Below are 14,265 nucleotides of genomic sequence, written 5' to 3' on the forward strand. Positions count from 1 at the left end.
CTCATGAAGACCATCAAGCCGAACCGGCTGGGGCTGCTCACCAAGGTGTTCGAGAACGACGGCGAGCCGTACCTCGTCGTCACGCTCCTCGTCTTCTTCCCGTTCGAGGCGCCGAGGCACCTGCTCTACGAGCAGAGCCTCTGGAGGTTCGCCGGCACGGAGCTCGGGAGCGACGCCATCCTCGACGAGTGCATGCCGAAGCTCCGGGGAGAGCTGCTCGTGAACGGCCGCTGCTTCACCGCGGGCGCGGTGCCGCGCACCGCGTGCTCGGTGCGGGTCCAGCTCGGGGCGATCGACAAGACTCTTTATGTCGTCGGAGACCGCCGCTTCGAGCTCCTGGGGATGACCGATCCGGAGCCGTTCGCCGAGATGCCGATCACATGGCAGAACGCCTTCGGCGGCGAGGGCTACGCGCCGAACCCGATCGGCAAAGGCTTCGCGCCGGTGCGCGGCGAGAGCGGCTCTGTCCATCCGTTGCCCAACATCGAGGATCCGCGCCGCCTCGTCCGGTCGCCCGGCGACCGGCCCCCGCCCGCCGGGTTCGGAGGTTACGATCCGACCTGGCCACAGCGCTTCTCCAAGGTCGGGACGTATGATGAAGCGTGGCTCAAGGAGCGCTTCCCCGAGCTCGCCAAGGACCTCGACTGGAGCTTCTTCAACACCGCGCCGCCGGACCAGCAGATCGAGGGGTATTTCCGGGGCGACGAGGCGTTCGTCATCGAGAACATGCACCCCGGGAAGCCCCGGATCGAAGGGGCGCTGCCGGGGGTGGCGACGCGGTGCTTCATCAACCAGAAGACCGGCGAGGGGGAGTCCTTCCGGGAGATCGCGACCCGCCTCGACACCGTCCGGCTCTTCCCCCACCACGAGCGCGGGATCCTCGTCTATCGCGGGGTGCTCAAGATCCGTGAAGACGATGCGGCCGACGTGCTCCACATCGTCGCGGGCTGCGAGGCGATGGGCGAGCCCAGGCCGGTCGAGCATTACCGAACCGTCATGATCCAGCGGCTGGACAAGGAGAAAGGGCACCTCTTCCTCCTGCGTGACGCGGATCTGATGCCGCCTCCGCAGCCGGGCGCGGGGCCGCTGCCGGACGATCCTCAAGCGGAGATGACCAGGCTGCTCCGATCGGAGGGGCTCTTGCAGAAGCGCGCCCGCGCGAAGGCGGAGCGGCAGCTCGAGGAGATCAAGGCGAAGATCCGGGCGCAGGGGCTCGATCCGGAGCCGTTCGTCGCCCCGCTGCCGCCGGACGAGGACGTGACCGAGCCCAGCCTGGACGAGCTGCCGGCGTACGTCGAGCGGGCGATGACCGAGGCCGAGAAGGTCAAGGCGGACGCGGAGGCGCGCCGCGCGGCCGAGGAGCAGAGGGCGCGCGCCGAGTGCGAGAAGCACGGATTCGATTACGACGCGATCATGGGCGAGCGGCAGAAGGAAGCCGGCGGCCCGCCCCGGTTCTCGGCCAAGAAGGAGCTCGAGCGGCTCGAGGACGTGGCCCAGATGGCGCGGAACGGCGGGGTCGAGTGGCCCGAGCTCGAGGCGCAGCTCGGTGATCCGGAGCTCGTGGCGCGCCTCTTCGCGGTCGAGGAGCAGATGCGCTCTGCCTACCGGAAGTTCGCACACCACTACCCGGCGGCCTCCCGGCTGGGCGGCGAGGAGGCCGCTCGCGTGCGGGAAGAGGTGACCGCCGGGCACCGGGCCGGGGAGAGCTTCGCGGGGCGCGATCTCACGGGCGCCGATCTCTCGCACCTCGACCTGTCGGGCATCGATCTCGAGGGCGCGCTGATCGAGGCCGCGGTCCTCACGGGCACCCGGCTGTGCGGCGCGAACATCGCCGGCGCGGTCCTGGCAAAGGCCAATCTCCTCGGCGCAGATCTCACCGGGGCGAACCTTGCCGGCGCGAACTTCGGCGGAGCGAACCTTTGCGACGTGAAGATGGGCGGCGGGCTCGACCTCACCGGCGCCGTGCTGGCCAAGGCCAACCTGTCGGGCGCCGACCTGACCGGCGCGCGCCTGTCGGACGCCGACCTGTCCGAGGCGACCTTCGACGGGGCCGACTTCAGCCGCGTGACCGCGCGCAACCTCGTCCTTATCAACGCCGACCTCTCCGGTGCCCAGCTCTCCGGCGCAGACCTCGAGCAGTGCACCTTCATCGAGGCCAACGTGCAGGGCGTCGACTTTCGCGGCGCGAACCTCCGCGCGTCGGTGTTCATCACCGGCAAGGGCGACGGCGCCGTCTTCCGCGGCGCCAAGCTCGACAACATCCGCATCATCGCAAGCTCGTCGTTCGCCGGCGCCGACTTCCGCGGCGCTTCGCTCGAGCAGGCCAACCTTCGGGGCACCTGCCTCAGAGGGAGCGACTTCACCGAGGCCAACCTGCGGAGCTCCGATCTCAGCGAGTGCGACCTCACGGGCGCTCGCCTGGATCGCGCCGTCGCGGTGGGCGCCATGCTCACGCGGGCAGACCTCACAGGCGCCTCGCTGTCCGGCATCGATCTGATGGAGGCCGTGCTGCAGAAGGCGAAGGTCGACGACGCGAACTTCGAGAGGGCCAACCTGTTCCGCGTCGACGCCGCGAAGATGCGCGGAAACGCCGCGACGAGCCTGAAGGGGGCCAATGTAAAGTACGTGCGCTTCGTCGCGCCGCCGGAGAACCATGGACAGAAATGATCTGGTCGAGCTGGTCCAGGGCGGCGAGATCATCTCCGACGTCGACCTCTCGGGCGTCGACCTCTCGGGCGCCGACCTCTCCGGCGCGATATTCGACAAGGTGAGCTTCGCCGGCGCGGACCTCTCGGGCGCTCGGCTGAAGGAGTCGACCGCCACCGGCTGCAGCTTCAGCGGCGCGCGCCTGTCCGGCGCCAACCTGCACCTTGCGGCGATGGTGGACTGTGATCTCACGGGGGCGAAGCTGGACGGCGTCTCCCTGATCGCAGCGCAGCTCACCGGCGGCGATCTCTCCGGGATCGACCTGAGCGGAGCAGACCTGACCCTCGCGAGCGTGATCAACACGAGCCTCTCGGGCGCCCGGCTCGCGCGCACCAACCTGGACCGCGCCGCCATCCTGGACGTGCGGACCGAGCGGATCGACCTCTCGGGCGCCGTGCTGAAGCAGACGGCGCTCGTGCGCGCCGATCTCTCGACCGCGACCCTCGGCGGCGCCGTCATCGAGCTCGTCGTGCTCGTGGAGGGGAAGCTCGCGGGCCAGGACCTGCGCGGGATGTCGTTCACGATGACGCAGTTCACGGGCGCCGATCTCAGCGGCTGCGACTTCTCCGGCGCGACGCTGACGCAGTGCGGTTTCAAGGACGCGAACCTCTCCGGTGCCAAGCTCGACGGCGCGCTCGCGGGCCGGGCGCTCTTCGTGAATGCCAACCTCACCCGCGCGAGCCTCGCCGGGGCCGTGCTCAAGGAGTCGGTCTTCGTGGGCGCTCGCCTCATCGAGGCCAACCTCGCCGGCGCCAACCTCGAGATGTGCATCCTGACGCGGGCCGCGTGCGCGGGCGCGCGCTGGAACGGCGCCAACCTGACGTACGCCGACCTCTCCCACGCCGACGTCTCGGCCGGCGACTTCTCGAGGGCGACCCTGTTTCGAGCGCGCCTCCATCGGATCAAGGACGAAGGGGCCGTGTGGTCCAACCGGGCAGCCGCCCTCGGCGACGACGCGGATCTCGCCGAGGCGGAGCAGTGGCAATCACGGGTTGTGAGCAGCAGCCGGGGGAGCTCGGAGCCTCTGGCCGCGGGTGTCGAGACGTCTACGCGTTGACGAGGGAATCATGCGCAGTCTGGCGAGAAAGCAAGAGACGAGGGCTCTGGTCACTCAGGAGTTCGGCACCGTGGTGCGCGCCGACGGCGCGGCGCTCGTCGTGGAGACCGACGCGGGCGAGCTCCGGGCGAAGCGCGCCAAGGGGTGCCTCCTCGAGCCCGAGGCAGGCGACCTCGTGCTCGTCGCCGTGGCGACCGACGGGCGTTGCTACGTGCTCTCCGTGCTGGAGCGGGAGGACGGCGCGCCCGGGAGCATCGTCGCGGACGGCGACCTGAACATCAAGCTGCCAGCCGGTCGCCTCAGCGTCGCCGCGCAGGACGGCATCGGCCTGGTCTCGGCCAAGGAGGTGGCGGTGGTCTCGGGGGGCCTCTCGGTGAACGCCGTCGACGGGAACATCGCGCTGCAGAGCCTCTCGTTCGTCGGGACGCTCCTTCGCGCGGAGATCGGCAAGGCCAAGGTCCTCGCCGGGAGCCTCGACTCCGTGCTGGAGCGGCTCTCGCAGCGGGTGAAGCGCTCCTACCGCACCGTCGAGGAGAGCGAGCAGCTCCGGGCCGAGCGGGTCGATTACGTCGCGAAGAAGACGATGAGCCTGCGCGGCGAGAACACGCTGGTGACCGCGCAGGAGCTCGTCAAGATCGACGGCGAGCAGATCCACCTGGGTTGAGGAGGCATCATGTTCGCGAACACGCAGATGGGCGGGATGAACCTGGGGTTTCCGGACGTGTGCCTCACCCCGCCGGTGCCTGCCCCGATCCCTTATCCGAACATGTCCTTTGGCCCGGTGAGCGCGCCGGCCGCGTACAACGTGCTGTTCATGTGCGCGCCCGCGCATAACCTGCTGACGACGCAGCTCATCTCCGTCGGCGATCAGCCCGGCGTCGCCCTGGGGGTCGCGTCCGGCTCGGTCATGGGGCCTTCCCGTCACATCACCGCCGCGTTCACATGCCTCGTCGGCGGCATGCCGGCCACCCGGCTGACCAGCATGAGCCTGCAGAACTCCACGAACTGCCCCGGAATGCGGATCGTGCCGAGTCAGGTCAAGGTGCTCATCCTGTCCCCCTGAGGGATCTCGGACGCCTGTCACGTGGACCTCCGGCGGGGGCGGGTCGACGAGCTCGTCGCTGTGCAGCACGTCGAGCGCGGCTTGCCGCTCGGGGGCGCTGACCCGGCGTGGGCTCGGAGCGGGCCCGGGCAGCGCGGGCGGCTTCGCGGGCCGGGTCTGCCGGTAGAGGATTGCGCGGCTGATGCCGAGTGCCGTACACGCCTGCGCAGGGCCAACCGACAGCAGCCAGGCTCAAGCAGAAATCATGGGCGGCGGAAATCGTGGGTGAATGCGCTGAGGGGCGTTTGGTGCTAACGGCGAGATCGCGTCCGGAACCCGCGGATCGTGATGGCCGCCTCCACCGGTTGGTGCTGTCCGCCTCGGGCCGCGCAAACCTGGCGACCTCAGCGAGATTTCGGGCAAGGAACCGCTCGCTGCTCGAGCGGAGCCGAATGCGACAACTACATTGGCGGAATCTTCAGGCTACCAGCCTTATTCTGCCCAGCACTGCCCACCGCACGCCGAGCGCCAAGCGTTGCAGGCCCATGTGGCATCATGTTGCTGATAGCCCCACCAGATTGTGACATAGCCGGCGATTTTGATGCCCGACCCCGAATTCCAGTCATCGTCACGAACATAGCACGTCCAACTGGCTTTTGCCGCTTGCTGCGCGGTTCCAACCGCCTCCGCCGCGTCGGGGTCGATCGCGTCCGCCGACTCGGGATCAGCCGCCGGCACGTCGGACTGGGTCTCCTGCCCTTCATCGCCTTCGAGGGAAGCGTCGCCAACGCAGCCACCGAGCAAGGCTGCGGCACCGAGGAACGTCAACGGGAGGACCCTCTTGCTGAACAAACTCATCTTTTTACTCTCCTGAGAATTTTACCTGGAGCGGGCCGTTCGCATCCCGCTCTTGCCGAGCTGGATGCTCCGGTGGCGGGCCGTCCTTCACTCAATCGTGTGCGGCCGTCACTTTTGCGAAAGAAGCCTCCTGTCCCGCTGGCCGACGGCCTCCCGGTCGATCTTGGTGACCCGATCGGGGCGAGGTGCCGATGCCGACCCATCATACCGCGGGCCCGGACATTGGCTGGCGCGGCGGCGGAGGGGGCCCGTTGGGCCACGCCGGAGCTGCCCTCGGTGGCAAAACAGCCGAAGGATACCGAAATCGCTATGATTTCTGGCGGGATTTCCGACGCGCGGAACTAGCTCGAGGGTCACCGCGAGCTCCAGCTTGAGGAGAGCGAGCTTGCCAGCGCGACAGGAGGCTTCTTTCGCAAAAGTGACGGCCGCACACGATTGAGTGAAGGATGGCGCGCCACCGGAGCATCCAGCAGCCGAGAGAGAGAGGGGATGCGAACGGCCCCTCCAGTAGGAATTTCTGAGGAGATTGAAAATGAGCTTGTTCAGCAAGAGGGTCCTCCCGTTGACGTTCCTCGGTGCCGCAGCCTTGCTCGGTGGCTGCGTTGGCGAGGCTCCCCTCGAAGGCGATGGCGAGACCCAGCCCGACGTGGCGGCGGCTGATCCCGAGTCGGCGGACGCGATCGACCCCGACGCGGCAGAGGAGGTTGGAGCCGCGCAGCAAGCGCTTACACGTCTGACCACATGGCACTGCTGGGCCTTCAATTGGAATCCGATGGCCGGCCAGGTCACCATCTGGTGGGGCCATACCCAGACGGATGCCCTATGGGCCTGCAACCAGTGGATCGCGGATTGCCGCCGCGGGGGCGGGGACTGCGTCACGGCGAAACAGGTCAATGAACTTTGGGTGCAGAACTGGTGAGCATGTAGGCGCACCCCAGCGGCTACATCGGCGCCTGCGCGCAGCCTGAATGCGCAGTCGTCCGGAAGCAGCACGTCTCGGACGCCCCACCGCCGCCCCCGCAAGGAGCTCGAGGAGCGCAGCGAGCTCTGGCGTAATGCTGGCAGTTTCGTTAGTGAACAATGGGTGCCGTACTGACTTCTGAGATATCCCCTCAAATGTTCCGGTAGCTGTGCTGGTAGTAGAGGTGCCCGGCGATGGAATAGGTGTTGCCATCCGAGAGCGTGACGGGAAACGTGACCTCCTCGACGCGGATCTGCAACGTCGCCGCGGCCGGGCGCGGGGCCACGAGCGCGAGTGCGGCGAGCGCGATGAGCACGGTGAGAAAACGGCGTGTAGCGCAATGCGCGGTCTTCATCAGGCCTCCTGGAGCCCGGCAATGTCGCGCGCATGGGCATCCGCGAGCGCACGGCCACGCGACGGCACGGTGAAGGGAAGCCCACGCATCGCTTCACGCCAACGCAACCAAGGCTTCGCCGCACATCCGGGCTCTGGGCGATTCCACGCCGGCGACCACGCCGCGTCCATGCGCGGGGGCTCTCCATGATCGCGCGCGCCGTCTCCGAGCCTGCCTCGCGCGCTCCCGCCGTGGAGCTCGAGGAGCTCCGCGTCCGGCTTGAGGAGATCGAGATCGCCAGCGTGACAGGAGGCTTCTCTCGAAAAAGAGACGCCCGCAGACGATTTGGTGAAGGACGGCCCGCCACCGCAGCATCCAGTCGGCGAGCGAGATCGGGATGCGAACGGTCCGCGCCATTGAAAAATTTTCAGGAGAATCAATAGATGAGCTTGTTCAGCAAGAGGGTCCTCCCGTTGACGCTCCTCGGCGCCGCAGCCGTGCTCGGTGGCTGCGTTGGCGACGCTTCCCTCGGAGGCGATGACGAGAAGGAGACCCAGCCCGAGGCGGCGGAGGCGGCTGATCCCGAGTCAGCGGACGCGATCGACCCCGAGGCGGCGGAGGCGGTTGGAACCGCGCAGCAAGCGGCTACGGATTATAGCAATAGCACATGGTCGTGCTGGCGTATTGATCCGGCGCCATGGGGGGGTGCCGAAGCCCGCAAAGGCTGGGTCACCATCTGGTGGGGGCATCACGATTATGATGCCAAGTGGGCCTGCAACGAATGGATAAGCGCGTGCAACGGAAGTTGCTGGGCTGAGTGGGCTCATTGGGGGAAGTAGTTGTCGCATTCGGCTCCGCTCGAGCAGCCAGGGCCTCCTTGCCTGAAATTTCGCTGATGTCGCCAGGTTTGCGCGGCCCGAGGAGGACAGCATGATCAGCACACGGAGCGCCTCCGTCGAGGAGCGAAATCCGATCGTGCGAAGCGCCTCGGCAGAGTCATGACACCACAGCCGCTCTGTCTTATCGCCGCGCGAGCGGCAGCACGACGAAGCACGGAACCTCCGCGTCCGACGCGGCGACGCGCCCGTTGTAGAGGAGGTAGAGCAGGGAGCGCCTGGCATCCAGGGCGACCCCGTAGTTCTGCCCGATGATGTAGCCGCGCTCCCTGATCAGCCGCGGCCCCAGCAGCGCCAGCACCTCGCGCTGGCCGCTGAGCACGTCGAAGCGCATGACCGGTGCCTCCTTGAGCTCGGGCTGGCCGGCGGGGCCGGGCAAGTAGGGAGCGTAGTAGAGCCATCGCTCATCCGGCGAGAAGGCGAGTGATGGCGCATAGTACCCTTGCTTCCAGGTGGTGCCGAGCGAACGGGTCTGGCCGGACGGGCCCAAGCTGAAGATCATGCCACCGTGGGTCGTCGCGTACACCGTGCCGCTCGGCGCCGGCGGTGTGCCGACCCGGAGCATGTTCTTGCGTGAGAAGGACGTCTGGAACGGCACGCTCGGTGGCGCGATGTCGGTGGTCTTGATCCTGTTCTCTGCCGGATCGTAGGCATGCAGGCGCAGATCGGTACCGCTGAAATACACCATCCCATCTCCGCCCAGCATGAGCCCGCGTCGTTCCCCCATTTCCGCCCCGCCGCCGGTGAACACCACCTTCTTCTTCGCGATGTCGAAGACCGCAAGACCCGCCTCGTTCTTGCCCCGGCGGTACGAGATGGCGCGGAAATAGATCAGCCCGCGCGCCCGATCGCAGACGGCCGTGACGACGCCATGCTCGCGGACGACGGTGCCGAGGTTCTCCAACCTCCTGAGCTCCGGGTGATACCGGAGCAGGATCGACCCCTGATAGCTCGCGTCGTAGTCGGGCTCCTCGTGATCGGGATCGCGTCCGCCCCACCAGGTGGCGAAGTAGAGCCAGCCGTCGGCGTCCTCGACGATGTCGGCGTGTATCTTGCCGTGGCCCTTCTGCCCATGGCGCTGTTCGATGGCGCTCGCGACATCGAACACCTTCGCCTGCGTCTGCTTGTCCGGGTCGTACTCCATGACCATGGTATTGCCATCGACGATCTGGTGATTGCCCATGGCGAAGTAGTACTTGCCGTTCCGCGCGACATGTCCGTTGCCCCAGACCGTCCAGCGGGTCTCGCCGTTCATGCGCTGAAGCTCGTTGAAGATGCGGACCGTCGGGCTGGGCTGCCCCAGGCGCCTGGCGAGCTGGTGGCGGTAGAGCGAGTCGATGGCAGGGTCGTCGGCGCCAATGTGCTCGATGTGAGCGGCCGGGCCCTTGAGCTGGACCGGTACGTTCGCCGAAACGCCGACGACGCGCGTGAGCCCGGCCTCGGGCAACGGGCCCAGATCCAGGGGAGCCAGGGGCGGCGCGGACATTTTCAGCTGAAGGTTCCAGTAGGTGTTGTACCCTCCGGCCGGTCCCCAGTAAGGCTGACCGGTCTGACTGAACAGGAAAGCCCTGTCGCGGTCCTCGACATCGACGAGGTCGTCGAACAGATTGGCGTGACTGGGCCCCCTGTGCAGCTCGAGCGTGCCCCGCCGGACGCGGCCATGGGTATATACGTTCCCGTGCGCCCGCGAGTCGAAGCTGATCGAATGGATCTCTTCGGCGTCGATGTCGAAGTCCTTGACGAGCACGTTGTAGGCGTTGAGCAGGATGACGCCGTAATGTCCGGGCCGACCGCTCACGGTGATCTCCTCGAGGGTGACATTGGCGCTGTCCGTCACCAGGAAGGCGGAGTCCGGATCGTCGACACGAACGTCACGCACCCAGGAATGAGCGACGTCAGTCAGGTAAATCGCGTTGAAACCGCGTTCCTCCTCGTGTGGCGCTTGCGGGGCGGGCTTGAAGCTCACCCGGAGATGCTCGATACCGATGTTCTCGAGGAAGCTGGTGTGGCTCACCGTCGAGCCCCATTCCGGATGCACGTCGAAGAGGAGCGGCTGCTTGAGGACGACGACGTTCTCTTTCACATCGACCACGGTCGCTTCCTGCGTCGCTATCGGCGTGTTCGACGGGGATGCCATCTTCTCGCCGAAGCTGCGGTCCCGGACGCCGAACATGTGGCGCAGGATGGGGGAGTCGTCGCCGCTCCGGTTGTACCACCGGATGCTCAGGATCTCGCCGGGCGTCACCGCGTTGGCGTCGTTCATTCGCAGGTCGTGCTGACCCCGCTTTCCCTCCAGGGCCTTGCCGATGGGTGGCGAAGTCGACCTGTCGGGGTTTCGCGTCCAGATGATGCCTCCGTTCCAGGCGAATGCCGAATAAAGCCCTCCGTGTCCGGTACGCCAGTTCCGCCTGGCGATGTCCTTCTCGATCTTGCTGATCACGTCGGGCTTCGGCATCTCGGCCAGGGGCTTGGGAACGTAGATTGTCGTACCGTTCGCTCCGCTCCCTGAGCCCTGCAAAGTGATGTCGCCGCGCTCGATGAACAGGATGTCGCTCAGGATGAAGCGGCCGGGGGGGAGGCGGACTACCACGGGGCCCTTGTGACGCTCGGCCTCGTCCAGGGCTGCGCGCAGGCCCGTCGTGTCGTCCCGATCGTCGTCGGGCAGCGCGTCAAAACGGATGACGTCGATGAGGGTGGCCGGATGGTCGTCCGTCCGGGGCAGCGGAGCCTCACCGAAGCAATATCCCGCATAGGAGAGGTCGGGCACATACTCGCCCGAGGCGAGCAGGTCGGATGACCATGTTCCGGGGAGTGTGGGCTCAGCGGTGATGGACGCGTCCGGAGAGGAGGTCGCCATCGGCTTCTGCGAACGCAGCACCATCACGACGTCGCCCTGGGCGACATGTGTGCCTGGAACCGCCAGGACCTCGACCACCTCGGCATCGCCCTTGGCGGTCACCTCACCCTCATGATCAGGCCCCACCCGGAAGAGCAGGTCGGTGGCGGACACCTGGGCTCCCAGGGTGAGCTTCGGGGCATACAGCGTTCCGGCTATCGGCGCGCGGATCACCTCCCGCTCGCCGGCGTCCTCGGCCGTGGCGGTGTCCGCCGGGACGCTCACGGCCGGCGTAGCCTGGGTCGTATACGTCATCCACATCTTCGCCTGGACGGCGCCGAGCAACAGCAAGGGGGTGACGACTGCGGCGATCTTGCCAGGGGTCATAAATTCCCCACCTCCAACGACGGCGAGTCACCCTCGTCAGAGCTCAGACCATCTTCGGTTCTCTCGGCCAGCTCTGCCCCGGAGGGTGACAGGACAACATTTCCCGGCCCATCGGGCGGCGCCCATCGGGCGGTGGCCGGGGTTCGCACGATCCTCGGCCAGGGATGGTTCGGCCGAGGGACGAGACGGGCGACCTGCACGCGATTGCGCCGGCTCCATCCTCCGTGAAAATTCACGTCGCAGTCGGCATCAAGGTCGTCGAACGTATTGTCGTGGCTTGACCACTGGATGGTCAGGTGACGCAGGCCACGCAGGGTGAGATCGTCGAAGGCGCCGAAGCTGGCTCGGGCGATGCGTACATAGCCGTTGCCTCCCGGTCCCTTGTTCCAGGCCCCCTCGAGCCGGGCATCGCTGACGCGCGGGGCGTAGGCGGTGTCGATGCTCAGGGGATGCCGACCCGCGGCGAAGACCTCGACGCTCTCCAAGGTCACGTCGGCCGTTCCCAGCAGCATGATCCCGTCCACAGCCTTGTTCGGCCGCGTATTTGCGTAAAGATCGGGCGCGGGCTCGCCGTTCAGCTCGTAGCGTATCGTGAGATCGCGGATCGTCACCTCGCGCCGCAGTTGCACCGGGATGACCTCGGTCCCCGCCGGGAAGCTGTCTCCGACCGGCCGTTCGAGGGTGATGGTGGAGCCCTCGGCCCGCGTCACGCGCCCCAGCGTCTGACGCAAGATGGGGTATTGCTGGTTCCACCGACGGGCTCCCAGGGCGTCGAGGAACGCTTGATCGTTGCCGGCTCGCAACGCGACGAAATCCCCGGTCTGGACATGGACCGGGTGCGTGAGCTTCACCATCGTCGAGGCGGGATCGAGAGGGGATTCGAGCTGCCCCTTCCTGTCGCCCTGCACCTCCGAAGGCAGCTCGCCCCGCACCACGATCATCGCCGGCGTCGGCTGTCCATCGCTGGAGAAGCTCGCCACCAGTGTCGTCTTTCCTCTTCCGGCGCCCTCGAGGACGACATCGTCGCGGCGGATGATGAGCGGCTTCGTCAGCCGGAGCTCGCGCGCCGCGACACGCACCACGGACCCCGGCTTGGCCTCCGCCAACATGCGTTCGAGCTGGCCTTGCGTCGTCGCTTCCTCGGCGTGCGGGTCGTGCAGGGCGACGGCGGCGGTGAGGACGACGAACAGGGCATAGGACAGCGCCGTGAGGGCGGAGGAGACGACCCACTCGCGCAGGTTTCGCGCCACCTGGGGTTGTCCCGTCCCCTGGCGGGTCCAGCGTTGCTTGTGCAGGTTGAAGGTCATGTGGATCTTCACCACAGCACCGACCACCTGATTGTAGTAGAGAAGGAATGGATAGAACGGAGAGACGCGCCTCCGGGGTATGCCGACGAGGACGCTCTGAGCGGACTTGATCCCGAGCGTCCACAGGAGGTACGCGGCGAGAATGCCGGGAATCTTGCCGGTGAGCATCAGCAGGCCGAACGTCGGTCCCACCAGCGAGGTCCACGTGGAGATGCGCTGCTCGAGCAAGGACCACCAGGCGAACGGACCGACGTGGCGCGGACCCAGCGCGAGAGCGCGGCCATTGGTGCGCAGCATGTTCCCGTACCAGCGACACATCAGCTGCACCGACGGCGTGACAAAGCCCTGCGAGGGCATGGATTCGAATGTATAGGCGCAGACATCCGGTACATAGAGCATCGACCAGCCGGCCCGCAGCACCCAGTACCAGGTCGATTTGTCGTCGCCGGTGAGGAACCGGATGCGCCCTAGCCGCCAGTGGTCGATGTGGTCCTCGCGGACGATGCGCGCAAAATCGGGATGGGTCGCGATCTCGGCGCGGAAGGCGCAAAAGCGGCCGGTCAGCGTCAGCACCTTGTCGGACAGGCCGACCGAGGACATGTAGAGGTGCCGCTGGGCGAAGCGCAGATCGAACCACTCGCGCGCAAGGCTCGTTCCCGACACGAACGCCCGCTCGTCGGTGGTCAGGGCGCCGACCTCAGGGCGCAGGCGAAAGAAGGAGAAGCTGCGCTCGAACGTGCCGGGATCGAGGAGGGTGTCGCCGTCAAGGAAGGCTACGACCGCTCCGTCGGGCAGGGGGCGGCGCTGGATGGCGGCGAGGACATCCGCCATGGCCTCGCGCTTGCCGGCTCCGCTCTGCAGGAACAGCTCCAGGCGGACGGACGATGGTGCCCCGCGCCCTTCGAAGAGCGTCCTGACGAGGTCTTGTTCCTTGGCGCTGCCCATGGAGGCCATGACGGTCACGGGCACGCCATAGGCGACCGCCTCGTCGAACAGCGCGTGAAACACCGGTATCGTGACCTCGGGCTCCATTCGATAGGAGGTGATGAGAACGACCACCTCCGACGCCCGCCCCGCCGGCCCCAGGGCGTCGGCCGCGCGCCGAAACCTCGGGAAACGCCAGTTCACGTTGAGCGCAGCGCGGGTGACATTGACAAGAAACCACGACAGGCGCCAGCCCCCCAGAAGACCGATGGCGAAGAGCGCAGCGCGCCCGGGGACGTCGAGACCCGCGAGTACCGCCCGTATCAGGACGACGGCGGCCGCTACATACAAGGCCGAGCACGCGAACCATGCGCCTCTGGAGGCCAGGCGGGGAACGGTGGGGAGGAGTCGCTGAAATTGCGTCGGGCGAACCATGCCGTCGCCGATCGGGATTGCTTCCGATGTCGAGCTCATCGCGGTCGTCCTGATCGTCTATGCTGTCGAAGATGCTTTTGTGAGGATCTACGATGAGCCGCCTCGCGGTCCTCAGGGCCCAGCCGTGGCGGTCTTTCGCGCCTTTTGAATGCTGCGGTGGCGGGCCGTCCTTCGCCAAATCGTCTGCGGCCATCTCTTTATCGAGAGAACGAAGATCCCATGACGAAGGCGAGTCGCTGGATGCGCAGGTCGGTGTCGCGTGCGAAGCCTGGCGCGGTCCCTGCCAGAAACACGACTCCGTGGCGGGGTGGCGCTGTGAAGGTGCTCGGGACTTCCTCGGCGCAAAAAGGACGCGACGGGGCCTCTGCTCCACGCAGCGCTCCTCGCGCTGCTCCTCGCCGTGCGCTTCGGGATGCGGCGGAAAAAATGAGGAGCCGGCGCGTCGGCGCACCTCCAGCGCGCGCGCTCATGCTAACAACCGCGCCGGTCGTCCGAACGCAGACGAGCTGGCCATGGACGACC

At 67.1% G+C, this 14,265-nt stretch carries 9 protein-coding genes; 5 read left to right on the forward strand and 4 right to left on the reverse strand.

Going from position 1 to position 14,265, the window contains the following annotated elements; translation table 11 throughout:
* Positions 1 to 3 precede the first annotated feature (3 nt).
* Genes WMF39_RS18130 through WMF39_RS18145 form a run of 4 tightly spaced genes read left to right on the forward strand, consistent with a single transcriptional unit; the run spans position 4 to position 4,826 of the window.
* Positions 4 to 2,667, forward strand: coding sequence for a DUF2169 family type VI secretion system accessory protein (locus tag WMF39_RS18130; protein WP_437746739.1), 2,664 nt, complete (start codon positions 4 to 6; stop codon positions 2,665 to 2,667).
* Positions 2,654 to 3,763: a pentapeptide repeat-containing protein gene (locus WMF39_RS18135; protein WP_437746740.1), complete on the forward strand. Its 1,110-nt coding sequence runs from the start codon at positions 2,654 to 2,656 to the stop codon at positions 3,761 to 3,763. Before WMF39_RS18130 ends, WMF39_RS18135 begins: the two co-directional genes overlap by 14 nt.
* Positions 3,764 to 3,773: 10 nt before the next feature.
* On the forward strand, positions 3,774 to 4,427 hold the full coding sequence (locus WMF39_RS18140) for a DUF3540 domain-containing protein (RefSeq protein WP_437746741.1): 654 nt from the start codon (positions 3,774 to 3,776) through the stop codon (positions 4,425 to 4,427).
* 9 nt (positions 4,428 to 4,436) lie between these two features.
* Positions 4,437 to 4,826: a DUF4150 domain-containing protein gene (locus tag WMF39_RS18145; RefSeq protein WP_272095087.1), complete on the forward strand. Its 390-nt coding sequence runs from the start codon at positions 4,437 to 4,439 to the stop codon at positions 4,824 to 4,826.
* Between the two features lie 471 nt (positions 4,827 to 5,297).
* Here WMF39_RS18145 and WMF39_RS18150 read toward each other — a convergent pair whose 3' ends face one another.
* Positions 5,298 to 5,663, reverse strand: a complete 366-nt coding sequence (locus tag WMF39_RS18150; protein ID WP_437746742.1) for a hypothetical protein — start codon at positions 5,661 to 5,663, stop codon at positions 5,298 to 5,300.
* A gap of 532 nt (positions 5,664 to 6,195) precedes the next feature.
* Here WMF39_RS18150 and WMF39_RS18155 point away from each other — a divergent pair.
* On the forward strand, positions 6,196 to 6,582 hold the full coding sequence (locus tag WMF39_RS18155; protein WP_437746743.1) for a hypothetical protein: 387 nt from the start codon (positions 6,196 to 6,198) through the stop codon (positions 6,580 to 6,582).
* Between the two features lie 193 nt (positions 6,583 to 6,775).
* Here WMF39_RS18155 and WMF39_RS18160 read toward each other — a convergent pair whose 3' ends face one another.
* From WMF39_RS18160 to WMF39_RS18170, 3 genes are all read right to left on the reverse strand, one after another.
* Complete coding sequence (locus tag WMF39_RS18160; protein WP_437746744.1) at positions 6,776 to 6,979, reverse strand: hypothetical protein; 204 nt, start codon at positions 6,977 to 6,979, stop codon at positions 6,776 to 6,778.
* Positions 6,980 to 7,978: 999 nt separating this feature from the next.
* Positions 7,979 to 11,077 (reverse strand): hypothetical protein, encoded by a 3,099-nt coding sequence (locus tag WMF39_RS18165; RefSeq protein WP_437746745.1) that lies wholly within the window; start codon positions 11,075 to 11,077, stop codon positions 7,979 to 7,981.
* Positions 11,074 to 13,782: a glycosyltransferase gene (locus WMF39_RS18170; RefSeq protein ID WP_437746746.1), complete on the reverse strand. Its 2,709-nt coding sequence runs from the start codon at positions 13,780 to 13,782 to the stop codon at positions 11,074 to 11,076. Before WMF39_RS18170 ends, WMF39_RS18165 begins: the two co-directional genes overlap by 4 nt.
* Positions 13,783 to 14,265: the final 483 nt, after the last annotated feature.

It is taken from the genome of Sorangium sp. So ce1504 (assembly GCF_051521635.1).
GTDB lineage: Bacteria > Myxococcota_A > Polyangia > Polyangiales > Polyangiaceae > Sorangium > Sorangium cellulosum_B.

Bases quoted from the DNA above. Each gene is read 5' to 3' on its own strand.
- WMF39_RS18130 (WP_437746739.1), top strand. From the start codon at position 4: ATGAAGACCATCAAGCCGAACCGGCTGGGGCTGCTCACCAAGGTGTTC.
- WMF39_RS18135 (WP_437746740.1), top strand. From the start codon at position 2,654: ATGGACAGAAATGATCTGGTCGAGCTGGTCCAGGGCGGCGAGATCATC.
- WMF39_RS18140 (WP_437746741.1), top strand. From the start codon at position 3,774: ATGCGCAGTCTGGCGAGAAAGCAAGAGACGAGGGCTCTGGTCACTCAG.
- WMF39_RS18145 (WP_272095087.1), top strand. From the start codon at position 4,437: ATGTTCGCGAACACGCAGATGGGCGGGATGAACCTGGGGTTTCCGGAC.
- WMF39_RS18150 (WP_437746742.1), bottom strand. From the start codon at position 5,663: ATGAGTTTGTTCAGCAAGAGGGTCCTCCCGTTGACGTTCCTCGGTGCC.
- WMF39_RS18155 (WP_437746743.1), top strand. From the start codon at position 6,196: ATGAGCTTGTTCAGCAAGAGGGTCCTCCCGTTGACGTTCCTCGGTGCC.
- WMF39_RS18160 (WP_437746744.1), bottom strand. From the start codon at position 6,979: ATGAAGACCGCGCATTGCGCTACACGCCGTTTTCTCACCGTGCTCATC.
- WMF39_RS18165 (WP_437746745.1), bottom strand. From the start codon at position 11,077: ATGACCCCTGGCAAGATCGCCGCAGTCGTCACCCCCTTGCTGTTGCTC.
- WMF39_RS18170 (WP_437746746.1), bottom strand. From the start codon at position 13,782: ATGAGCTCGACATCGGAAGCAATCCCGATCGGCGACGGCATGGTTCGC.